Annotated in this window: 16 protein-coding genes and 1 pseudogene; 10 read left to right on the top strand and 7 right to left on the bottom strand. The window is 73.2% G+C overall.

Going from position 1 to position 22,986, the window contains the following annotated elements; genetic code table 11:
- Positions 1 to 14 precede the first annotated feature (14 nt).
- From FMM08_RS01845 to FMM08_RS01820, 7 genes are all read left to right on the top strand, one after another.
- Positions 15 to 278 (top strand): helix-turn-helix transcriptional regulator, encoded by a 264-nt coding sequence (locus tag FMM08_RS01845; RefSeq protein ID WP_187279462.1) that lies wholly within the window; start codon positions 15 to 17, stop codon positions 276 to 278.
- The gene (locus FMM08_RS01840) at positions 275 to 1,654 is read left to right on the top strand and encodes a type II toxin-antitoxin system HipA family toxin (RefSeq protein WP_147924598.1); all 1,380 of its coding nucleotides are present in this window, start codon (positions 275 to 277) and stop codon (positions 1,652 to 1,654) included. The genes FMM08_RS01845 and FMM08_RS01840 overlap by 4 nt, the downstream gene beginning before the upstream one ends.
- Before the next feature lie 89 nt (positions 1,655 to 1,743).
- On the top strand, positions 1,744 to 1,884 hold the full coding sequence (locus FMM08_RS22780) for a hypothetical protein (protein WP_187279461.1): 141 nt from the start codon (positions 1,744 to 1,746) through the stop codon (positions 1,882 to 1,884).
- Positions 1,885 to 2,043: 159 nt separating this feature from the next.
- Positions 2,044 to 4,320, top strand: coding sequence for a putative bifunctional diguanylate cyclase/phosphodiesterase (locus FMM08_RS01835; protein WP_147924597.1), 2,277 nt, complete (start codon positions 2,044 to 2,046; stop codon positions 4,318 to 4,320).
- A gap of 38 nt (positions 4,321 to 4,358) precedes the next feature.
- Positions 4,359 to 5,945 carry a methyl-accepting chemotaxis protein gene (locus tag FMM08_RS01830; protein WP_255471945.1) on the top strand — a complete coding sequence of 529 codons (1,587 nt, stop codon included), beginning with the start codon at positions 4,359 to 4,361 and terminating at the stop codon, positions 5,943 to 5,945.
- A 166-nt stretch (positions 5,946 to 6,111) separates the two neighbouring features.
- The gene (locus FMM08_RS01825) at positions 6,112 to 7,698 is read left to right on the top strand and encodes a methyl-accepting chemotaxis protein (protein ID WP_255471944.1); all 1,587 of its coding nucleotides are present in this window, start codon (positions 6,112 to 6,114) and stop codon (positions 7,696 to 7,698) included.
- 238 nt (positions 7,699 to 7,936) lie between these two features.
- Positions 7,937 to 9,520: a methyl-accepting chemotaxis protein gene (locus FMM08_RS01820; RefSeq protein ID WP_255471943.1), complete on the top strand. Its 1,584-nt coding sequence runs from the start codon at positions 7,937 to 7,939 to the stop codon at positions 9,518 to 9,520.
- A gap of 23 nt (positions 9,521 to 9,543) precedes the next feature.
- Here the strand turns inward: FMM08_RS01820 and FMM08_RS01815 are convergent, their stop codons facing one another.
- Positions 9,544 to 10,821 carry a sensor histidine kinase gene (locus FMM08_RS01815; protein ID WP_187279460.1) on the bottom strand — a complete coding sequence of 426 codons (1,278 nt, stop codon included), beginning with the start codon at positions 10,819 to 10,821 and terminating at the stop codon, positions 9,544 to 9,546.
- A 165-nt stretch (positions 10,822 to 10,986) separates the two neighbouring features.
- Between FMM08_RS01815 and FMM08_RS01810 the strand changes: the two are divergent.
- The 3 genes and pseudogenes from FMM08_RS01810 to FMM08_RS01800 all read left to right on the top strand — a co-directional run.
- Positions 10,987 to 11,493: pseudogene (locus FMM08_RS01810) on the top strand (beta-class carbonic anhydrase); the annotation flags it as partial.
- A gap of 154 nt (positions 11,494 to 11,647) precedes the next feature.
- Positions 11,648 to 13,207 (top strand): GAF domain-containing protein, encoded by a 1,560-nt coding sequence (locus FMM08_RS01805; RefSeq protein ID WP_147924591.1) that lies wholly within the window; start codon positions 11,648 to 11,650, stop codon positions 13,205 to 13,207.
- Positions 13,208 to 13,372: 165 nt separating this feature from the next.
- Positions 13,373 to 14,932: a GAF domain-containing protein gene (locus FMM08_RS01800; protein WP_147924590.1), complete on the top strand. Its 1,560-nt coding sequence runs from the start codon at positions 13,373 to 13,375 to the stop codon at positions 14,930 to 14,932.
- Positions 14,933 to 15,015: 83 nt separating this feature from the next.
- Here FMM08_RS01800 and FMM08_RS01795 read toward each other — a convergent pair whose 3' ends face one another.
- The 6 genes from FMM08_RS01795 to FMM08_RS01770 all read right to left on the bottom strand — a co-directional run bounded on the left by FMM08_RS01795 (position 15,016) and on the right by FMM08_RS01770 (position 22,894).
- On the bottom strand, positions 15,016 to 16,467 hold the full coding sequence (locus FMM08_RS01795; protein ID WP_147924589.1) for a sensor domain-containing diguanylate cyclase: 1,452 nt from the start codon (positions 16,465 to 16,467) through the stop codon (positions 15,016 to 15,018).
- A gap of 216 nt (positions 16,468 to 16,683) precedes the next feature.
- Positions 16,684 to 17,724, bottom strand: a complete 1,041-nt coding sequence (locus FMM08_RS01790) for an ABC transporter permease subunit (protein ID WP_147924588.1) — start codon at positions 17,722 to 17,724, stop codon at positions 16,684 to 16,686.
- Positions 17,721 to 18,893, bottom strand: coding sequence for an ABC transporter permease (locus FMM08_RS01785; protein ID WP_147924587.1), 1,173 nt, complete (start codon positions 18,891 to 18,893; stop codon positions 17,721 to 17,723). Before FMM08_RS01785 ends, FMM08_RS01790 begins: the two co-directional genes overlap by 4 nt.
- Positions 18,890 to 20,500, bottom strand: a complete 1,611-nt coding sequence (locus FMM08_RS01780) for a sugar ABC transporter ATP-binding protein (RefSeq protein WP_147924586.1) — start codon at positions 20,498 to 20,500, stop codon at positions 18,890 to 18,892. Before FMM08_RS01780 ends, FMM08_RS01785 begins: the two co-directional genes overlap by 4 nt.
- 83 nt (positions 20,501 to 20,583) lie before the next feature.
- Entirely contained in the window at positions 20,584 to 21,540 is a 957-nt protein-coding gene (locus tag FMM08_RS01775) for an ABC transporter substrate-binding protein (protein ID WP_147924873.1), read from the bottom strand.
- Between the two features lie 292 nt (positions 21,541 to 21,832).
- Positions 21,833 to 22,894, bottom strand: a complete 1,062-nt coding sequence (locus FMM08_RS01770; protein WP_222710286.1) for a LacI family DNA-binding transcriptional regulator — start codon at positions 22,892 to 22,894, stop codon at positions 21,833 to 21,835.
- Between the last annotated feature and the right edge of the window lie 92 nt (positions 22,895 to 22,986).

Below are 22,986 nucleotides of genomic sequence, written 5' to 3'. Positions count from 1 at the left end.
GTACCGTGACACACATGATGGTCGTCACCCAGGAGAAAGAGCTCGGCGCAGCCCTCAAGTCCCGGCGAGAACGCGCACGCCTGACACAGGGTGAGCTCGCCGAGCGCGCCGGCGTCTCCCGCAGCTTCGTCATCGGTCTAGAACGGGGACTGCGTCCTCGCGCTGAGCTCGTCAGGGTCTTCGCCGTGATCAAGGCCTTAGACGCCGCGGTCACACTCGTCGACCACCGCTCGCAGACCCCGGAAGACGCGCTCGCAGAGCTCCTCGGTGATCTGTGAGGATCGCCTTCGCCCTCTACGGGCGCGTCGCGGGAGTCATCGAGCGTGACGGCGGACGGCTGACCCTGCGCTACGAGCGGGAGTACCGCGAGCTGCACAACTCCACTCCGCTGTCCTTGTCCCTGCCCGTCAGCGACACCGTCGCGACGAAGCGCCCCATCGAGGCCTACCTCCGAGGGTTGCTGCCTGACCGTGACGAGGTCCGAGCGCGCTGGGCGTTGAAGGCGGGTGTCCGCCCAGGCGACACCCTGGGGCTGGTGGCCCACGTGGGACTCGACGTCTCAGGAGGCGCGATCTTCGCCCCTGAGAGCGAGATCCACGACGCCCTCACGCGTCCGGGAACCCTCGAGGCTGCCGATGACGCCACCATCGCAGCACGTCTGCGCCGGTTCCGGCAGGACGAGGCGGCCTGGCAGGACGACGAGGACGAGGAGCCGTGGAGCCTGGCCGGCGCGCAGTCCAAGTTCACGCTCGCCCGGACCGAGCACGGCTGGGCCTTCCCCGAGGGCAGCGCGCCGTCCACCCACATCGTCAAGCCAGGGATCGGGCGCATTCCAGGACAGGCGCTGCTGGAGCACCTGACGATGCGAGCCCTGGCCATCGCCGGGCTGGACGTGGCCGAGACGCAGCACCTGACCTTCGAGGACCAGGACGCCGTCGTCGTCACGAGGTTCGACCGGCGCACCCACGCGAAGGGAGTGGCGAGGGTGCACCAGGAGGACCTCCTCCAGGCCTTCGCCCTCGACCCTCGGCGGAAGTACGAGTCCGACGGAGGACCAGGGGTGAAGCAGGTGGCTGACCTGCTGCGCTCCGTGGCCGCCGCCCCGTCCCTCGAGGGCTTCGTGCGCGCCGTCATCGCCAACCAGGTGCTCGGCGCGCCGGACGCCCACGGCAAGAACTACGGACTGCTGCTCATCGCGAAGACCGTGACCCTGGCCCCCCTGTACGACGTCGCCACCGGGCTCGTCCCCAGCGATGGTGGACGACTGCGCTGGACCAGGGGAGCCATGTCCGTCGGCGGCGAACGCCACTTCGGTGACGTCGAGCGGCCGCACTGGGAGCGGTTGGCCCGCGCCGCGGGCGTCCCCGCGGCACGTGTCCTCGAGTGGGTGGCTGAGCTCGCGGAATCTCTGCCCGCGGCCTTCGACACAGCGGTGGCCGAGTCGCCCGCAGCCGAGGCCGACGAGGTCGCCAGCCGCACGGCACCGCTCATCGCAGCGGTGGCCCGGCAGACCCTTGCTGGGCTCACGTCGACGAGACGGAGCAGTGGGCGACTGACCACACCGTTCGTCAAGACGCTGGAAGCTCCGACCCTCCCCGTGAGCGCCGTAGGAGCCTCGGTGCGAGAAGCACCCGAGGAGCCCTGGGACTCCTGAAGGTCCTGGAGCAGGCAGCGCGAAGACCCGATCGGGTGCCTTCCGGCCGCAGCGCCGAAGACCTGGCGGCCAGGTGCCGACGCAGGGACATGAGCTCTGACCTGACCCTCGGCGCGGTGTTCGACGGCTTCGAGACCGACACGCGCGTCACCACGCCCAAGCTCGCCGGGTTCATGCAGCGCGTGCGCCTGCTCGTGTGGCCGCCGGCCTGCTCCCAGCCCCACCACTGACACTCGCTGACACTCGTTGACCAACGCCTGCACCGTTCGATCAGACGGGTGAGCAGCACCCGCCGTGCTCGACCAGCCAGGCCCGCCGGTCGATCCAGGGGTGTGCACCGTCCCCGCTCCAGCGCCGGCAGGGCGCCACGCGCAGCGCTGAGCGCGGCCGTGGCGTCAGCGCTCGTCGTCGTCGTGAGCCCCTTCGCGGTGCCGGGACCGGTCGGCGCCAGCGGCGCCGCCATCGGGTACCTCGCCCTGGTGGTCACCGCGGGCCTCGCGATCCAGCGGCGGCTGCGGCGCACGCAGACCGAGCACCAGCTGTGGCGCGGGCTCCGCGCGTCGCTGTGGGCGGTCGTCGCGGGCGTCCTGGGGGTCTGGGCCGCCACGGCCAAGGCGCTGCCGGAGGCGGTCATCACCGCGGTGCTGTGCGCCGCGGTGATGGCGATGATGGCGCTGACGTACCTGGCGGTCATCCGCTGGACTCGGCCCGCCCTGGGCGGCCGCGGGGTCGACCCCGACCACGTGGTCGGCACCCTCTGCGCCGTCGTCGTGATGACGGCGGGCGTGCAGGTCCTCTCGCACCTGCTCAGCGGCGGCAGCGGTCTCGGCTTCGGCACCGAGCTGCCCGGCGTGGTCGCCATCTGCGCCAACCTCGTGGTGATCGGCGTGCTCGCCGCCACCAACCGCGGCTCCCTGCGCCGCGGAGACCCGCGCCCCCTCCTCATGGGCACCGCGCTGTTCGTCGTGGCCGCCGGCACGGCCGTGCTGGTGCTGACCCCCATCCCCCTGACCCCGTGGGCGCTGCTGGTGCGGCTGGCCTGGCCGCTGGCGCTGGTGGTCTGCGCCGGGCTCCCGGAGGTGCCGCGCGCTCACGAGCGCCAGGACGTGGTCATCAGCAGCGTCACCGGCTACGCGGTCCTGGCGGTGTCGCTGCCCGTCGTCGCCGTCGCCCTGCTCCAGCACATGCCGTGGGTGGCAGCTGTCGCGGGCCTCGCCGCGCTCGCCTGCGGGGGCCGGCTGCTGCTCGACGTGCGCGAGCTGCGGCAGCTGGTCGCCAACCGCCGCTCCTCCTTCACCGACGAGCTCACCGGCCTGCCCAACCGCCGCGCCGTGACGGCGCTGCTGGTGCAGGCGCTCGTGCAGCAGCGCCCCGTGGTGGTGGCGGTGATCGACCTGACGCGCTTCAAGGAGGTCAACGACTCCCTCGGCCACGCCGCCGGAGACGTGCTGCTGCGCACCGTGGCTGCCCGCCTGAGCGGTCTGCTGCAGCCCGGTGAGGTGGTGGCCCGCCTCGGCGGCGACGAGTTCGTGGTGGTGGCCCCGTGCGACCCCGACGCCTCCCCCGTCGTCCGCGCCGCTGTGCTCGGGGCCGCCGTGGTGACGTGCCTCGACGCACCGGTGCAGCTGAGCGCCGTGAGCGTGCTGGTGGGGGCGAGCACCGGCACCGCCGTCTGGCTGCCGCCGTCGCCCTCCCCCACCTCCGCTGAGGACGACGACGACCCGTCCGAGCTGGCGGCACGGCTGCTGCGCGCCGCCGACACGGCGATGTACGACGCCAAGCGCTCCGGTGGCGGGTGGACGGCCCACGACCCGGCTCGCCACGGAGACACCGCCGGCCAGCTGGAGCGCGTGGCGGACCTGCGCGTGGCGCTGGCCCAGCGGCAGCTCGTGCTCCACCACCAGCCGCAGGTGGCCGCGACCACAGGAGAGCCCGTGGGGGTGGAGGCGCTCGTGCGCTGGCAGCACCCCGCGCTCGGGCTGCTCGGCCCCGCGGCGTTCCTCGACCTCGCCGAGACGCACGGCCTCATGGGCCTGCTCACCGAGGAGGTCCTGCGGCTCGGGGTGGAGCAGCAGGCGGTGTGGCGGCGCGCCGGGCTGGTCACGCGGATGTCGGTGAACCTCCCCGCCAGCGCCCTGCGCGACGTCGACCTGCCGCGCCGCGTGGCCGAGCTCCTGGCCGCGCACGGCGTGCCCGCCAGCGACCTCGTGCTCGAGGTGACGGAGTCGGCGCTGCTGAGAGACCCCGAGCGCTCCAGCGCGGTGGTGCAGGCGCTGCGGGCCGCCGGGGCCCGGGTGAGCATCGACGACTTCGGCACCGGCTACTCCTCCCTCGCCCGCCTGCGCGGACTCCCCGTGGACGAGCTGAAGCTGGACGCGTCCTTCACCCACGGCCTGCTGGACGACGAGCGGGCCCGCACGATCGTCGGGAGCACGGTCTCCCTCGCCCACGCGCTCGGGCTCAGCGTGGTGGCCGAGGGCGTGGAGGACCCCGACACGCTGGCGTGCCTGGTGGCCCTGGGCTGCGACGAGATCCAGGGGTACCTCTTCGCCAGGCCGATGCCGGCCGACCAGCTGGCCGTCTGGTGGGGCGCGCCAGGGCGCGCTGCCGCCGAGGTGCAGCCGTCCCCTCAAGGAGTGATGACACCCGGTCGATCATGGAAGTGATCACCCGCGTCTCCCCACACCGTCCCCCGGAGGACCCCGTGCTGCGCACGCTCGCCGACCTCAAGGTCTCGACCAAGCTGTTCGCCGGCTTCGGCGTGGTCTGCGTGCTGCTCGCCGTGGTCAGCGGTGTCAGCTTCGTCAAGCTCCGCGCCGCCCAGCACGACCTCTCCTCCGTCAGCACGTCGGTCATCCCCTCCGTGGTGGCGTCCAAGGACACCGCCCTCGCGCTCATGCAGGTCCGCCTCCAGCTGGCGAACCTCGCACTCGTCAACGACCCCGCGCAGGTGCGGGAGGCCGCCGCCGCCACCGAGTCCGCGCTCACGGACCTGGACGCGGCCTGGAAGGCCTACCTCGACTCCGGCCCCGCCAGCTCCACCGAGCAGCAGCAGGCGTTCGCGACGTCCCTGCAGCAGTTCGAGAGCGGCGTGCCGACGCTGGTCTCCCTGGCGAAGGCGAACGACCTCGCCGGCTTCGTCCAAGCCCGCAACACCACCACCACGCCCGCGGCGAAGGCCTCCCTGACGGCCATCAAGGCCGTCACCCGGGCCGAGCAGGACGCCGCCGACGCGCTGGCCGCGAAGGACGAGGCCACCTACCGCGAGGCCGTGGCCGTCCTCACCACCTGCACGCTGCTGGCGCTGGCGCTGGCCGGGGCGATCGCCGTGGTGGTCTCCCGCTCGATCACCCGCCCGCTGAGGAAGGTGGTGGAGGTCATGGCCGGCGTGGCCACCGGCCGCCTCGACGTGCGCGTCGGCCTGGACCGCAAGGACGAGGTCGGCCAGCTGGCCGCCTCCACCGACACCTCCCTGGACGCCCTGGCCAGCGCCATGCGCGACATCACCACCGAGGCCAGCGCCCTGGCCACCTCCGCCACCTCCCTGTCCAGCGTCTCCACCCAGCTCGCCTCCGGCGCCCACGAGGCCGCCACCCAGTCCCAGGTCGTGGCCGCCGCCTCCGAGGAGGTCTCGGTCTCCATCTCCACCGTCGCCGCCGCCGGAGAGGAGATGACCGCCGCCATCGCCCAGATCGCCACCGCCACCTCCACCGCCTCCACCAAGGCCGCCTGCGCCGTGGCCGCCGCAGGCCAGGCCGGCTCCGCCATCGAGCGCCTCGGGGTCTCCTCCCGCGAGATCGGCGACGTCGTCAAGCTCATCACCACCATCGCCGAGCAGACCAACCTCCTCGCCCTGAACGCCACCATCGAGGCCGCCCGCGCGGGCGAGATGGGCAAGGGCTTCGCCGTGGTCGCCGGAGAGGTCAAGGAGCTGGCCCGCCAGACCGCCAAGGCCACCGACGACATCGTCGCCAAGGTCTCCGCCACCCAGGGCGACGCCTCCGCGGCCGCGGAGGCGGTGCTGCAGATCGGTGGGGTCATCGCCGAGGTCGACGCGCTGCAGTCCACCATCGCCGCCGCGGTGGAGGAGCAGTCCGCGACCACCTCGGAGATGGTCCGCAACGTCACCGAGGTGTCGGTGGGCTCGGGGCAGATCTCGGAGAACATCGCCGGGATCGCGGCCGGCAGCGAGCAGAACAAGGACAGCGCCGCCCACACGGCCGACACCGCTGCCGACCTCACGGCGGCGGCCTCGCGCCTGGCCGAGCTGACGAGCCGCTTCACCGTGTGAGCGCACCCCTCGGCCTGGCGGACTTGTTCACGAGTTGCTCAAGTCCGTGCCGATCTCGCCGATCATGAGAGCGGCCCATGACTTCCCTGGTGCCTCCCTCAAGAAGGCCGCATGCAGACCGATGGAGGACTCGTCGTCCTCTCTCTGCAACCCCCGGGGGAACTCCGTGCTCCGTCGCCTCGCCGACCTCCGGGTCGCGCACAAGCTCTTCGCCGGCTTCGGCGTCGTCTGCATCCTGCTGGTCGCCGTCGCAGGCATCGGCGTGGTGAGGCTCGGGCAGGCGCAAGAGAACCTCCGCACGCTCTCCGAGAGCGGCCTGGCCTCCGTCGACGCCGTCGACAAGACCGCCACCGCCTTCGTGACGCTGAAGTTCGACCTCGCCAACGCCGCCCTCACCCCCGACGCCGCGGGCACCGACAAGGCCCTCGCGACGCTCGACGCGGACCAGAAGAAGCTCGACGAGCAGTGGAAGGCCTACCGCGGCAGCTCACCCGCGAGCACGCCCGCGCAGCAGGAGGCCTTCACCTCCGCGCTGGCCCGGTGGCGCACTGCGGTGGAGGGCGTCATCCCGTTGGCCAAGGCGAACGACCTCTCGGGCTTCGTCGAGCAGCGCGCGGAGAAGGTCTTCCCCGAGGCCGCGGCTGCCGCCACCGCGCTGGCCGACCTCACCAAGGCCGAGACCGAAGCGGCGGCCGCCACCGCTGACCACGGCGAGTCCGCCTACCGCGCCGCGGTGGCGCTGCTCGTGGGTTGCGCCGCCCTCGCCGTCGCCCTGGCCGTGGCGATGGCCCTCGTGGTCTCGCGCTCGGTGACCCGCCCCCTGGCCCGGGTGGTCGAGGTCATGACCGGCGTGTCCCAGGGCCGCCTCGACCGCCTCGTCGGCCTCGGCACCCGCGACGAGGTCGGCCAGCTCGGCGCCGCCACGGACGCGACCATCGGGTCGCTGAGCACCGCGATGCGCGACATCAGCGCGGAGGCGCGGTCCCTGGCGACGGCGTCGTCCGCGCTGTCCGGCGTGGCCGCGCAGATCTCCAGCGGCGCCGAGGAGGCCGCCACCCAGACGCAGGTCGTCTCCGCCGCGTCCGAGGAGGTGTCGATGTCCATCTCCACCGTCGCCGCCGCCGGAGAGGAGATGACCGCCGCCATCGCGCAGATCGCCACCGCCACGTCAGAGGCGTCGTCCATGGCGGCGTCCGCGGTCACGGCCGCGAGCTCGGCCGGTGACGCCATCGAGCGGCTCGGGGTCTCCTCGAAGGAGATCGGCGACGTCGTCAAGCTCATCACCTCCATCGCCGAGCAGACCAACCTGCTCGCCCTGAACGCCACCATCGAGGCCGCCCGCGCCGGGGAGCTCGGCAAGGGCTTCGCCGTGGTCGCCGGGGAGGTCAAGGAGCTGGCCCGCCAGACCGCGCAGGCCACCGAGGAGATCATCAGCAAGGTCTCGGCCACCCAGAGCGACACCGCGGCCGCTGCGGCCGCGGTGACCGAGATCGGTGAGGTCATCTCCCGCATCGACGAGGTGCAGGCCACCATCGCCGCGGCCGTGGAGGAGCAGTCCGCGACGACGTCGGAGATGGTCCGCAACGTCACCGAGGTCTCCACCGGCTCGGCACAGATCTCGGCGAACGTCTCCGACATCGCCCGCGGCACCGACCAGAACCGCGAGGGCGCCGGGCACACCGCCGCGACCGCCCGCTCTCTGGCGGCCTCGGCCGAGGCGCTGCAGGCGCTCACCGGGCGCTTCACCGTCTGAGGTCGGGCTCCGAGGCCTCGACGAGGGCCACCGGGCGGCGCTACCACGCCGCCCAGTGGCCTTCGTCGTCGTCCTGCTCCGGGTCTCCCCACAGATCTGCTGTTCACAGGTGGTTCAGATCTCGGCGGTTCCTGCCGATCATGAAGAGGGACCGACACAGGTGTCGCATCCCCTCAAGGGGATCCGCCGGCGACCGATGAAGGAGTCACCCCTTCTTCTGCAACCCCGGAGGATCCCCGTGGTCCGTCGCCTCGCCGACCTGCGCATCGCGCACAAGCTCTTCGCCGGCTTCGGCGTGGTCTGCCTCCTCCTGGCGGTGGTCAGCGGCCTGGCCCTCACGCGCCTCGCGTCGGCCCAGGCGGACCTCGACTCGCTGGCGAGCTCCGGCCTGGTCTCCGTCGACACCGCGGACCGCGCGTCCCTGGCCCTGCTCCAGGTCCGCTTCGACGTGGCCAACCTCGCCCTCGCCAAGGGCGACGGCGTCACCGCCGCGGTGGAGGTGCTGACGAAGAGCGACACCGCCCTCGACGTCGCGTGGAAGGCCTACACGGACTCCAAGCCCGCAGCGACCGGCGAGCAGCAGGCCGCCTTCACCACCGCCCTGGCCCAGTACCGAGCGGCTCTGGCCGAGATGGTGCCGCTGGCGAAGGCGGGCGACGCCGAGGGCTTCGTCGAGGTCCGCAAGGAGAAGGCCACTCCCCCGGCCAAGGCGGCCTTCGCCGCCATCGACGCCATCACCCACACCGAGCTGGCCACCGCGGGCGACATGGCCGCCGAGGGCAAGGCCGCCTACCGCACGTCCGTGCTGCTCGTGGGTGGCTGCGCCGTGGTCGCCATGGTGCTGGCCGTGGCGATGGCGCTGCTGGTGTCCCGGTCCGTGAGCGGCCCGCTGTCCCGCGTCATGGCGGTGATGGTCGACGTGGCCGCCGGCCGCCTGGACCGCCGCGTCGGCCTCACCACCAAGGACGAGGTCGGCCAGCTGGCCGGCGCCGTGGACTCCACCGTCACCTCCCTCGGCACGGCCATGCGTGAGATCGGCGAGGAGGCCCGCTCCCTTGCCGCCGCCTCCGCGTCGCTGTCCAGCGTCTCCGCGCAGATGGCCTCGGGCGCGCAGGAGGCCGCCGCCCAGACGCAGGTGGTGGCCGCCGCCTCCGAGGAGGTCTCGGTGTCCATCTCCACCGTCGCCGCAGCTGGCGAGGAGATGACCGCCGCCATCGCCCAGATCGCCACCGCCACCTCTGACGCCTCCGCGATGGCCTCCAGCGCCGTGGCCGCCGCCTCCTCTGCCGGCTCCGCCATCGAGCGGCTCGGCACCTCCAGCCAGGAGATCGGCGACGTCGTCAAGCTCATCACCTCCATCGCCGAGCAGACCAACCTCCTGGCCCTGAACGCCACCATCGAGGCCGCCCGCGCCGGGGAGCTCGGAAAGGGCTTCGCCGTGGTCGCCGGGGAGGTCAAGGAGCTCGCGCGCCAGACGGCCCAGGCCACCGAGGAGATCATCAGCAAGGTCCACGCCACCCAGGGCGACGCCTCCGCGGCGGCCACCGCGGTCACGGAGATCGGTGAGGTCATCGCCCGCATCGACGCCGTCCAGGCCACCATCGCCGCCGCGGTGGAGGAGCAGTCCGCCACCACCAACGAGATGGTCCGCAACGTCACCGAGGTCTCCACCGGCTCCGCGCAGATCTCCTCCAACGTCTCCGACATCGCCCGCGGCACCGACCAGAACCGCGAGGGGGCCGGGGCGACCGCGGACACCGCCCGCAGCCTGGCCGCCTCGGCCAGCAAGCTGCAGGAGCTGACCGGTCGCTTCACCGTCTGAGGCTGACGGCGAGGTGCGGCGGGTCAGCCCTTCAGGGGCAGCACGGCGGTGAGCTGGTGGCCGCCGTCGTCGGTGGCGCCCCAGCCCGCGTACCCACCGAGCGCCTGGGCGCGCTCGCGCACGCCCACGAGCCCGTTGCCGGTGGACAGCGCCCTGCCCACCGACGCCCCTGTCGCATCCGGCGCAGCCGGCTGCGGCACCGGGGCCTCCCCCGCCGCCGCCGTCGTCGTCGACGACGCGGGCGGCGGCCCGTTGACCACGGACACCACCAGGGTGGAGGCCACCACCTCCACCCCCGCCCTGACCACCGCGCCCGGCGCGTAGCGCACGGCGTTGGTCAGGCCCTCCTGGAGGATCCGGTAGGCGGCGCGCTGCACCGGCGCCGCCACCTCAGCGCCGTCGGGCACCTGCACCACCAGCTGCCCGGCGCAGCCGGCCGAGGCCCACAGCCGGTCCAGCTCCCCCAGGCAGACCGCACGGGCCTGAGGTGCGGGGCCGTGCAGCTGCTCGGGGCCGCGCAGGTCGGCGAGCACCTCGCGCAGCTCGCGCGTGGTCTGCGCCGCCGCCGCGCGGATGGTCTCCGCCACCGCGCGGGTGCGGTCGTCGACGTCGGGCAGCATCCGCAGCCCGGCGGCCTGCACGGCGATGAGCGTCACCTGCGAGGCCACCACGTCGTGCATCTCGCGGGCCAGGTGCGCGCGCTCCTCGGCGCGGGCGGCGTGCTCGGCGAGCGCCCGCTCGCGCGCACGGCCGGCCACCAGCTCCCGCAGCGCCGCCGACTGCTCCCGGCGGGTCCGCACCAGGCGCCCCAGGCCAGCGGCCCCGGCGGCCATGGCGATGGCCGCGGCGACGTCGGTGATGAGGCGCAGTGGGCCGTCCGAGACCAGGTAGCGGGAGTCCTGCCAGGTCATGAGGGCGGCGCTGGACACCACCGTCCACACCACCAGCGCGACCACCACGCCGTCGCGGCGCTCCTTCTGCCCCGCGGTGAAGAGCAGCACCAGAGGGGTGAGCAGCAGGGAGGTCCAGCCCAGTGCCGGCCCGACCACCAGCGCGGCCGCCACCGGCCAGCGCAGCCGGGCGAGCACCGCCACGAGCGTGGCCGCGGCCACCGCGAAGTAGCTGTCGGCCCTGACCTCCTGCCAGGCCAGCACCTCGAGGGCGCACAGGACGACGACGCCCGTCTCGAGCACCACGCGGGCGGAGCCGGTGCGCCACCCGGAGAGCCAGCGGCGCAGCGACGGCAGCGCGGACGTGCGCACCGGTGCCTGCGCCGCTCCCCCCGCTGCCAGCTCGCCCACGAGGCGAATCATCTCCTCCCGGAGGGCCCAACCCCTCCCCCCAGAGGCCGTTCGAGGGCCTGAGCCCTCGATCTGTCTCCCTCACGGGGGTAGCACCCAGCACCCGACGGGTGATGCGCTGCCGCTGGTGTCGAGGAGGGCCCGGACCGCGCCGATCACCCGTGCATGCCCGACCTCTCCGCCGTCGACCGGCTGGCCGCACAGGCCGAGTACCACGCGGCCACCTTCAGCGCTGGTCGTCTGCCGGGACCTCCGGCCCTCGCCACGACGGTGTTGACCTGCATGGACGCGCGCATCGACGTCTTCCGGCTGCTGGGCCTGTCCGAGGGCGACGCGCACGTGCTGCGCAACGCGGGCGGGCTCGCCACCGACGACGCCCTGCGCTCGTTGACCGTCAGCCAGCGCAAGCTCAGCACCCGCGAGGTCATGGTGGTCCAGCACACCGGCTGCTCCTTGACCACCTTCGACGGTGAGGAGTTCCGCGAGGAGCTGTGGAACGAGACCGGCGTAGAGCCGGCGTGGCGCAGCGCCGGCGCCTTCGACGACGTCCAGCAGAACGTGCGCGACACCGTGGCGCGCATCCGCTCCGAGCCGGCGCTCCCCCACCGGGACCTGGTGCGCGGGTTCGTCTACGACGTGACCTCCGGTGCGCTCGCCGAGGTGGGCGAGGCGCCTGACCGCCAGGAGCCGCGCTCCGGCGACGCGCGCACCCGAACGGTCGTCCTCTCGGTGGACGAGAGGATCGCGCGCTACAGGTGATCTCCCGAGGCGCCGATGATCCTCACATCGCGGCCGTGGGGTGTCGCACACCAGAGGAGAGACGTCGATGAAGCGCTCGGGCCGAACCAGCGCCCTGGACCAGGCCGTCGCCTCGGCGGCCGAGGCCGAGGCCGACGTGCGCGCCGTGGTCGAGGTGGTCAAGGCCGTCGCCGCGGCGACCACCCCCGAGCAGGCCGTCAGCACCGCCCTGGAGGCCGTGCGCACCCAGTTCGGGTGGGTCTACGGCTCCTACTGGAAGGTCGAGGGCAAGGGCCCGGGTGCAGAGCTGCGCTTCGTGCAGGAGTCCGGCCAGACCGGTGAGGAGTTCCGCGCCGTCACCCGCTCCGCCTCCTTCTGCGAGGGCGTCGGGTTGTCCGGGCGCGCCTGGAAGGCCCGCGACCTGGTCTTCATCAAGGACATCGCCGAGCTCACCGACTGCGTGCGCGCCCCCGTCGCGCTGCGCGCCGGGGTCCGCTCCGGGGTCTGCTTCCCCGTGGTCGAGCACGGCCAGGTCGTCGGCACCATGGACTTCTTCACCGACGTCACCCTCGACCCCTCCCCCCGCCGCCTGGACGTGCTGCGCTCCATCGGGGTGCTGGTCTCCCAGGCCCTGGAGCGCGTCCACGAGTCCGTGGTCCAGGCCAAGGCCGCCCAGGACGTCGAGGCCGTCAACGCCGTCCTGCGCGAGCTGTCCAAGGCCGAAGACCCCGCCCGCGCGGTCCGCTTCGCCCTGGAGACCATCAAGTCCGGCTTCGGGTGGAACTACGGCTCCTTCTGGAAGCTCGACGCCCGCGGCGACGCCCTCGTCTTCGACACCGAGGTCGGCCAGGTCGGAGAGGAGTTCCGCCGCGTCACCACCACCGCCACCTTCGCCCGCGGCGTCGGGGTGGCCGGGCGCACCTGGGCCGCCCGCGACCTCGTCTTCGTCGAGGACCTCGCCGAGGTCACCGACTGCGTGCGCGCCCCCGCCGCCCGCAGCGCCGGCGTCAAGAGCGGCGTCTGCCTGCCGATCGTCGTCGACGGCGAGGTCGTCGGCACCATGGACTTCTTCGCCACCCGCACCCTGGTGATGTCCGCCAGCCGCGAGTCCGCGCTGCGCAACACCGGCTTCCTGCTCGGCCAGGCCCTGGAGCGCATCGCCGCCAAGGAGAAGCTCGACGTCGCCGGACGCGAGCTGGTCATCTCCATCGAGGAGGTCGAGCGCAACGTGATCGCCGCCTCCACCGTCGCCGAGCGGGGGCGGGCCCTGACCGAGGAGGCCAACCACGACGTCTCCGGCCTGGGTGAGTCCAGCGCGCAGATCTCCAAGGTCGTCGCCACCATCCAGGCCATCGCCTCCCAGACCAACCTGCTGGCGCTGAACGCCACCATCGAGGCAGCCCGGGCCGGTGAGGCGGGCAAGGGCTTCGCCGTCGTCGCCGGTGAGGTCAAGGAGCTGGCCAACGGCACCGCCAAGGCCACCACCGAGGTCGACGAGCGCGTCCGGCTCATCCAGACCCAGGTCAACGACGTCATCGAGCGCCTCTCAGCGATCACCTCCGTGGTCGACGAGATCAACGAGACCCAGAACGTCATCGCCGGCGTCCTGACCGAGCAGGTCGCCGTCACCCGGGCCATCCTCGGCTGACCCCGAGCGCCCCCGAGGGCCCTGTCTGCCGAAGGGCAGGCAGGGCCCTTCTCGATCTCCACGGCCGGACCGCTCCAGCAGTGATCAAGGACTGCCGATGCATCCCTCGTCGGGGGGACCGCTGCAGCGCTGGGCGCTGCTGTCGCCGAGGGAGCACCACCAGCTGTGAAGAGATCCGCCCTGCTGTCCGCCCTGACCGAGGCGCGGACCACGGCGTCGGAGTCGCAGGCCGACGTCCGCGCCGTGGTCGAGGTGCTCCGGGCCGTCACCTCCGCCTCCACCTCCGCCGAGGCCGTCAGCGCGGCGCTGGAGACGGTCCGCGCCCGGTTCGGGTGGGCGTACGGCTCGTACTGGCGCGTGCGCGGCACCGGCGCGGAGGCGGCCCTGGTCTTCGTGCAGGACTCCGGCACCACCAGCGAGGCGTTCCGGCAGGTGACCCACGCCGCGTCGTTCCGCGAGGGCGTCGGCCTGTCCGGACGCGCGTGGCAGCGCCGCGACCTCGTCTTCGTGGAGGACATCGGCGACGTGACGGACTGCGTGCGCGCCCCCGAGGCCAAGCGCTCCGGCGTGCGCAGCGGCGTGTGCTTCCCCCTGTCCTCCGGCGGCGCCGTCGTCGCCACCATGGACTTCTTCACCACCGAGACCGTCGAGCTGAGCGCCGAGCGCCTGGACGCGCTGCGCTCCATCGGGGCGCTGGTCTCCCAGGCGCTGGAGCGCGTGGCGGAGGACGAGCGCCGCGGCGAGGCCGACCAGGACGTCGAGGCCGTGAGCTCCGTGCTGCGCACCCTGTCCCGCGCCACCGACTCCGCCGAGGCGGTCCGGCTGGCGCTGGCCACGGTGAGGTCGGGCTTCGGGTGGGACTACGGCTCGTTCTGGGAGCTCGACGAGCGCGGTGACGCGCTGCGGTTCGGCCAGGAGGTCGGCTCCGTCAACGACGAGTTCCGCCGCGTCACCACCACCTCCAGCTTCGCGCGCGGCGTCGGCGTGGCCGGCCGCGCGTGGTCGACCCGCGACGTCGTCTTCGTGCCGGACCTCGCGGACGTCACCGACTGCGTGCGCGCACCCGCCGCCCGCAGCGCCGGCGTCAGGAGCGGCGTCTGCCTGCCGGTGCTCGTGGACGGCGAGGTCGTCGGGACGATGGACTTCTTCGCCACCCGCACCCTGGAGCTGGCGCCGAGCCGCGAGAGCGCCCTGCGCAACACGGCCTACCTGCTCGGCCAGGCGCTGGAGCGCATCGCCGCCCGCGAGCGCCTCACCACCGCCGGTGCCGCGCTGGTCGGGTCCATCGAGGAGGTGGAGCGCAACGTGGCGGCCGCCGCCACCGTCGCGCGGCGCGGTCACGCCCTGACGCGGGAGGCGAACGCCGAGGTGGCGGGGCTGGGCGAGGCGAGCACCCGGATCTCGCAGGTGGTCTCGACCATCCAGGCCATTGCGTCCCAGACCAACCTGCTGGCGCTGAACGCCACCATCGAGGCGGCGCGGGCCGGTGAGGTGGGGAAGGGCTTCGCCGTCGTCGCCGGGGAGGTGAAGGAGCTGGCGAACGGCACCGCCCGCGCCACCACGGAGGTGGACGAGCGGGTGCGGCTGATCCAGGAGCAGACGGAGGGCGTCATCTCCCGGCTGGACGAGATCAGCGCCGTGGTCGACGAGATCAACGCCACGCAGGAGGTCATCTCCGGGGTGCTGGCCGAGCAGGTCGCCACCACCCGGGCGATCCTCGCCTGACCTCTCCGCCCCCTCCTCGCAGCCGGGCGTCCAGTTGCGGTTCCCACCCCCCGAAGCACCGCAGCCGGGCGTCCGGTTGCGGTTCACACTCCGGCGCGCTGCTCCCGGCGCTCGCGCTTGCGCGCGTACATCGACGCGTCGGCGGCGGAGAGGAGCCGTTCGACGCCCTCACCGCCCTCACCGGGCTCGCTGAGCTCCACGCCCACGCTGACGCCCACGCGCAGCTCCACGCCGTCGACCACCACCGGGGCGGACACCTCCCGCGCGAGCCGCGCGGCGATGCCGTCGGCCTCCGCCGCGTCGGCGACGCCCGGGCACACCAGCACGAACTCGTCTCCCCCGAGCCGTGCCACCAGGTCCTGCGGGCGCAGCGCCGCGGACAGGCGCCCGGCGACGGCGAGCAGCACCGCGTCCCCCGCGGCGTGGCCGTGCCCGTCGTTGACGGCCTTGAAGCCGTCGAGGTCGCAGTAGAGCACCGCCACGCGCGACGGCGCGCGACCGTCAGACCGCGCCTGCGACAGCGCCCGCTCGAGCTGCTCCACGAGCAGTGCGCGGTGGGGCAGCCCGGTGAGCGCGTCGTGCGTGGCCGCGCAGCGCAGCTGCGCCTCCAGGGCGCGCTGCTCGGTGACGTCGCTCAGGACGACGACGGCGCCCAGCAGCCGTCCTCCGCTGTCGCGCACCTGCGTGCCCGAGCCGGACAGGGTGCGCGGCGGTGCCCCGGCCCGGCGCAGGACGTACTCCTGACCGGTCACCGACCCCTCGGTGAAGACGCGTTGCAGCGGCACCCGCGCGGGCGCGAGCGGTGTGGCGCCGTCCGCCTCGAAGAGCTCGAAGTGGGCGGACGAGTCGTCAGGACCAGCTGCGGCATCGGCGTCCGCAGGGGCGCCGTACCAGTCCCGGACGGCGTCGTTGAAGTGCGTGAGGTGCCCGTGAGCGTCAGCAGCGGCCACCCCCACGGGCAACGACTGCAGCAGCGCGGCGTCGAAGGCGCGGGCCTGCTCGTGCTCTTCGCGAGCGGCCCTGGCCCGCCGGGCCTCGCGGCGGCGCTCCAGCAGCGAGGACGTCATCGCGGCCAGGTCCACCAGCCGCGCCAACGGTTCCTCGCCGAGCGCGTCACCGGGCTCCTCGTGGAGCACGCACAGCGTGCCCACCACGAGGCCGTCCACCTGCAGGGGTGCCATGGCGTAGCGACGCACGGCACCGAGCCGTCCATCCACCCAGGGCAGGTCGGCGAAGAGGGGGTCGGTGGTGCAGTCGCCGGAGACCACCGGCCCGCCCACGAGGCTCGCGCGGTGGCACAGCGACTCCTCGCGCACCATCGCCACGGGCCCATCGCCCTGGCGGGCCAGGGAGCACGCCTCCAGCGGGAGCAGCGCGTTGACCATGGCCACCGGGTACCCGGTCAGGGCTGCGGCGACGCGCGCAGCAGCGGCCAGGTCCGCGTCGTCGTCGGGCTCGAGCAGGTCGCACTCGGCGAGCAGCAGCCGCTGGCGCTCGCGCAGCCCTTCGGGTTCCTGCAGCTGCTCGAAAACCACCACGCGCGTCCTCCACCGGGAGACGGCGTCTCTCTGCACCGTCTCCCCCGCGTGATCGGCAGGCCGGCGGACCGCCTTGACAGGCCCTGTCACCCGCGCGGGTGACGGGGTGACCGGCACCACACGGCCCCACCCCCGCCGCTCGCGCGGTGGAGGTGGGGCCGTGCCGCCACCGGGCCACTGGGGGACGGACCCGGGACGTCTGGGGGGCTGCTCTCAGGCCGCTGGCACCGGAGCAGGGGGGGCCTTGGCGTCCACGGCGCGGGCCGCGGGACGGCGGCGCACGGCGATGACCCGCTGGAGGACGACGAAGGCCAGCAGCACCGCGCCGATGGCCACGCGGGTCCACCACGACTCCAGCCCCTCGCGGGAGTTGAGCACCTGGATGAGGCCGTACACCAGCACGCCGGCACCGGTGCCCAGCACGTAGCCGTAGCCGCCGGTGAGGAGCGTGCCGCCGATGACCACCGCGGCGATGGCGTCGAGCTCCATGCCCACGCCGGTGAGGTTGTAGCCGGACTTCGTGTAGAGCGCGAAGAGGATGCCGGCCACGCCGGCGCAGGTGCCGCTGATGACGTAGACCCACACGCGGGTGCGGTCGGCGCGCAGGCCCATGAGGTTGACGGCGTTCCCGCGGTCCGCGGCGCCCAGGCCGTAGACGGTGCGCCCGAAGCGGGTGTGGTGGAGCACGAGGTAGGCGATGGCCAGCACCGCGAGCGCGATGAGGATGCTCGCGGTGATGCGCCAGGACGTGCGCCCCTCCCCGAACCTGATGCTCCACGAGGCCAGCGCCGAGAAGGTCGGGTCGTCGATGGGCAGCGACCGGGTCCCGAGCACCGTGGCCGCGCCGCGGGCGAGGAAGAGCACCGCCAGGCTGGCGATGAACGGTTGCACGTCGAAGTACTGCACCAGCACACCGATGATCGTCCCGCAGGCCGTGCCGACCAGGACCCCGGCGACGACGACGACGGGGGCCGGCCACCCGGCGATGAACAGCTGGGCGACCGTGAGGCCGACGAGCGCCACCACCGCTCCGACCGACAGGTCGATGCCACCGGCGAGGATGACGAAGGTCATCCCGACCGCCAGCACCAGCAGGAACGAGTTGTCGATGAGGAGGTTGGAGACCAGCTTCATCGAGATGAAGTCCTGGCGGGGCGTGCTGTAGCGGGCCTGGCCCACCACCAGCAGCACCACCAGGGTGACCAGCGTCCCTGCGACGGGCAGGTACCGGGCGTCGAGCCGGCGGAGCTTCACGCTCCCACCTCCCTGGTGGTGGTGGACGGTCGCGGCGGCGCCGAGGACGCCCGCGAGGACGACGCCGTGGACGCGCCGGAGGGCGACGACGACGGCTGGGTGGTGGTGGCGGCGGCCTCGGGACGACGGGGCCCGCTGCTGGCCGTGCGCCTGCTGGCGAGCCAGCCGCGGGCGCGCGGGGACGCCGCGACGCACAGGGCGATGAGGACCGCCGCCTTGAACAGGTTGGTGGTGGTCGAGGGCAGCTGGAAGATGATCACCGCTCGCTCGATCGTGGTGAGCAGCAGCGCGCCGACCACCAGGCCCGACAGGTAGAACCTGCCGCCGTCGAGCTTGGTGCCGCCGAGCACCACCACGACGATGGCGTTGAGCTCGAAGAACAGGCCGATGTTGTTGGCGTCCGCGGCCATGGTGGGAGCGCCGTAGATGATGCCCGCGAGGGCGGCCAGCACGCCCGCCAGCACGTAGACGGTCCAGGTGGTGCTGCGGGCGCGCACCCCCGACAGCCGTGCGGACTCGCGGTTGACGCCGATGGCCTCCAGCAGCACGCCCAGGGCGGTGCGCCGGACCACGAGCGCTACGAGCGCGAACACCACGGCCCCGATCACCACCGCCTGGGGCAGTCCCAGCACGGAGCCGGCGCCGAGGGCCTTGAACGGCGGGCTGGTGACGGTGGTGATCTGCCCCTTGGTGATGAGCATGGCGATGCCGCGGCCGGCCACCATGAGGATCATCGTGGCGATGAAGGGCTGCACACCCAGCACCGTGACGAGGGTGCCGTTGAAGGCTCCGACGGCCACGCCCAGGACGAGGCCCAGCACCACAGCGGTGGCCACGGTGACGGGGTTCGTCGGGTCGGTCGCACCGTCGAGGTAGGTCAGGGAGACGGCCAGCGAGATGGCCATCACCGCGCCGACGGACAGGTCGATGCCGCCGGTCGCGATGACCAGGCACATGCCCAGGGCCAGCAGCAGCGGTGTCACCGAGTTGCGCAGCAGGTCGATCGGCTGACCGACCAGCGCTCCTTCGCGGACGGTGATGTCCAGGAAGCCGGGGCTGGCGACGGCGCAGGCGACGAGCAGCGCCACCAGCGCCGCGGTGGGCCAGAACAGGGTGTGGCCCACGACGCGCCGGGCCCAGCCGACGGTGCCGCTCGGGGTGGCGCTCATGCGGCCCCCTCCTTCGAGGTCCGGGGAGACGGGGTGTGCGGGGCGGCGGGCCCGTCGGTGGGCTCGGCGGCGATGGTGGCCAGCACGGTCTCCGTGGTGACGTCGTCCCCGTTGACCACCTCAGCGACCTTGACGCGGTCACGCATGACCACGACGCGCTGGGACAGGCGCAGCACCTCCTCCAGCTCGGAGGAGATGAAGACCACCGACATCCCCTGCTGCGCCAGCTCGACGACCAGCTTCTGGATCTCCGCCTTGGCGCCGACGTCGATGCCGCGGGTGGGCTCGTCGAGGATGAGCAGACGGGGGTCGGTGGCCAGCCAGCGCGCCAGCAGCACCTTCTGCTGGTTGCCGCCGGAGAGGTTCTTGATGAGGGCGTTGGGGTTCTTCGGGTTGATGTTCAGCGCGGTCATGTACCGCGCGACGATGTCATCGAGCTCCTTCGCCGGGATCGGCCGCCACGCGCCGCGCCGCGCCTGGAGCGCGAGCGCGATGTTCTCGCGGACCGTCAGGTCACCGACGATGCCCTCCTTCTTGCGGTCCTCGGTGGAGTAGGCCAGCCCGCGCTGCAGCGCCGCGAGCGGCGTGGCCAGGCGCGCGGGAGCGCCGTCCACCTCGAGGCGCCCGGTGTCGGGGCGGTCCGCCCCGCACAGCAGCCGAGCGGCCTCCGTGCGCCCGGAGCCGAGGAGGCCGGCGAAGCCGACGATCTCACCCGGGTACAGGTCGAGGTCGAAGGGCTGCACGGAGCCGGCGCGGCCGACCGCGGAGCTCGAGACCAGGGGCTGGGCCCCGGGTTCGTGCAGGGAGATCGCGGCCTTGGCGGTCTCCTCCACGCCGGCCAGCTCGTCACCGGAGCGCCCGATCATCAGGGAGATGAGGTCGCGCCGGGGCAGGTCGCGGGTGAGGCGCTCCTCGACGAGCTTGCCGTTGCGCAGCACCGTCATGCGGTCGGAGATCGCGTAGACCTGGTCCATGAAGTGGGAGACGAACAGCACCGCGACGCCGGAGTCGCGCAGCTGGCGCACCACGCGGAAGAGCTCGTCGACCTCCGCGCGGTCGAGGCTGGAGGTCGGCTCGTCCAGGATGAGCACCTTGGCGTCCGCCACCATGGCGCGTGCGATGGCCACCAGCTGCTGGACGGCGATGGTGTGCGACTCCAGCAGGGAGCGCGGGTCGACGTCGAGGCTGAGGCGGGCCAGCTGCTCGCGGGCCGCGCGCCGGGTGGCGCGCCAGTCGACGAACGGGCCACGGCGGACCTCGTGGCCGAGCATGACGTTCTCGGCCACCGAGAGGTTCGCGCAGAGGTTGACCTCCTGGTACACGGTGGAGATGCCCGCGGCCTGCGCCGCGCCCGGGTCCTTGAGGTGCACCTGCTCGCCGTCGAGCAGCACCTGGCCGGCGTCGATGGAGTAGACGCCGGTGAGGGCCTTGATGAGGGTGGACTTGCCGGCGCCGTTCTCGCCCATGAGGGCGTGCACCTCGCCGGGGAAGAGGCGCAGGTCGACGCCGTCGAGGGCGCGCACGCCCGGGAACTCGATGGTGATGCCCCTCATCTGGACGACGGGGGTGGTGGCGGCGGTGCTCGTGGGGGTGGCTGGCTGCGCCATGGTGGGCCTTCCGTGGAGCCCCGGGGCGGCGCCGCGGTGTCCGCGGCGCCGCCCCGGGAGGAACGGTGGTCGGTGCTCGCCCGTCAGTAGGGGCGGGCGTCGACCTGGGCCTGGGTGATGGTCTGGTCGAACGTCGTCTCCTCGACGACGGTCTCCTTCGGCACGTCCTCGCCGGCGTGCACCTTCTTGATGAGCTCGGCGAGCTGGTCGCCGAAGGCCGGGTTGCACTCCACGACGTAGTTGAACTTCTTGTCCACGAGGGCCTGCAGGCCGTCGCGGACGGCGTCCACGGAGACGATCTGGATGTCGGTGCCGGGCTTCTTGCCGGCGGCCTCGATCGCCTCGACGGCGCCCAGCCCCATGTCGTCGTTGTGGGTGAAGATCATGGTCATGTCGGGGTAGGCCTGCAGCGCGGCCTCGGTGGCCGTGCGGCCCTCGGCGCGGGTGAAGTTGCCGCTGGCCTTGCCGATGACCTGGCTGCCGACGACAGCGTCGAAGCCCTCCTCGCGGTCCACCTGGGCGCCGGACCCGAGCGTGCCCTGCAGCTCGAAGATCTTGGCGTCGGGGGCGTTCTGCTTGACCCAGTCGCCCGCCTTGGTGCCCTCGGCCTTGAAGTCGGAGCCGATGTGGGTGACGAAGGGGTCGGAGACCTTGGTGTCGACGGTGCGGTCGACGAGCACCACGGGGATGCCCGCGTCCTTGATCTCCTGCAGGACGTCGTCCCAGCCGGTCTCGACGACCGGGGAGAAGGCGATGACGTCGACGTCCTGGGCGACGAAGTCGCGCAGGGCCTTGATCTGGTTCTCCTGCTTCTGCTGGGCGTCGACGAACGTGAGCTTGAAGCCCTTGTCGGCCGTGAGGTTCTGCTTCACCGACTCGGTGTTGGCGGTGCGCCACCCGCTCTCGGCGCCCAGCTGGGAGTAGCCCACGGTGATCGCGCCGTCACCGCCGGAGCCGGCCTGCGCGCCCTCGTCGCCGGTGGAGCTGCCGCCGCAGGCGGCGAGGGAGATGGCGAGACCGCCCGCGGCGATCGCGGACATGAAGGTGCGCCTGGATGCGTGGAACACTTGACTCCTCCTCGAGTGCGTCCTCCGCCCGCCACGTGCGCATGCCGTGCTGTCGTGGTCGGGCGCTCAGTGCTCGGTGGAGCGGTCCGCGGGGCGTTGCAGCGCCCTGCGGACCGGTTCGCTCCTCGTCCGCGAGGAGGGACCAGTCCCCACCGGGGGTCGTGCGTCGTGCGTCGTCCGGGAGCGTCCCTCGCTCCCTGGGCTCCGAGTGTGAGCGTTAACACGCTGGGAAGACAACGGGAATGCGGTCACGGATCGATAACGCTCACCGGCGTGGTGCGGTGCTGCTCCTGCGCACGACGAGCTCCGGCTGCAGCTGGACCGATCCCGCGACCGACTCCCCGCCGTCGTCGTCAGCGGCGCTTCCGCGGTCGACCATGCGGAGCACCTGCTGCAGCGCGGCGCGTCCCAGCTCGGAGAACTCCTGGCGCACGGTGGTCAGCGGAGGCAGGAAGTGGGCGCTCTCGGGCACGTCGTCGAAGCCCACCACGCTGACGTCGTCGGGCACGCTGCGGCCGCGCTCGGCGAGCGCCCGCACCAGCCCGAGGGCCGAGGAGTCGTTGGCGGCGAAGACCGCCGTCACCTCCGGCACCCGCGCCAGCAGCTCCCCTGCGCGGTAGCCGGAGTCCGCTGACCAGGCGCCCTCCAGCACCGGCGGCACCTCCCGGCCCGCCGCCTGCAGCACCTCTCGCCAGCCCTCCTCGCGCTGGTCGGCCTCGTACCAGCCCTGCGGGCCGCGCACGTGCCACACCGTCTCGTGACCCAGGTCCAGCAGGTGCTGCACCGCCAGGCGAGCCCCGGCGCGCTGATCCACGGAGACCTCCACGGCCCCCACCCCGCCGCTGCTGACGGCCAGCACCGGCACCGGCACCAGCGGGTGCGCACCCGCGAGCGCCTCGTAGGCCTCCCGCACCGGGGCCACCAGCACCACGGCAGCGGCGTACTGGTCCACGAGCCGCGACAGGCCGTGCCGCACGGACTCGACGTCGAAGTCGACCACGTGCTCCACCGCCAGGTGCACGCCCGCCTCGGTGGCCGCCAGCCCCAGGGCGGCGGTGATGGACGCCGGTCCGTACAGGGCCGAGCTGGAGGTCAGCACGCCCACCAGGCCACCGCGGCCGGTGGCGAGGGCGCGCGCGGCGGGGTTGCGGCGGTAGCCGAGCTCGGTGATGGCCTCCAGCACCCGCTGCCGCGTCCCGGCGGCCACCTTGGGCGCCGAGTTCAGCACCCGCGAGACGGTCTGGATGGAGACGCCGGCCCGCGCGGCCACGTCAGTGATGGACGGGGTCCGACCCGGCGGCAGCGGCGGGTGGATGAGAGCGCTCACCCCCGGAGTGTGGGGCCTCGGACGATGTCTCGGCCAGGGCCGCGCGGGCGCTGTCGCGGCTGTGCGAAGGCCCTGGGGCCCGCGATCACCCA

Source organism: Quadrisphaera setariae (genome assembly GCF_008041935.1).
GTDB lineage: Bacteria > Actinomycetota > Actinomycetes > Actinomycetales > Quadrisphaeraceae > Quadrisphaera > Quadrisphaera setariae.
The sequence above is the reverse complement of the archived record's forward strand: the minus strand, read 5'-3'. Positions and strand labels throughout refer to the sequence as shown.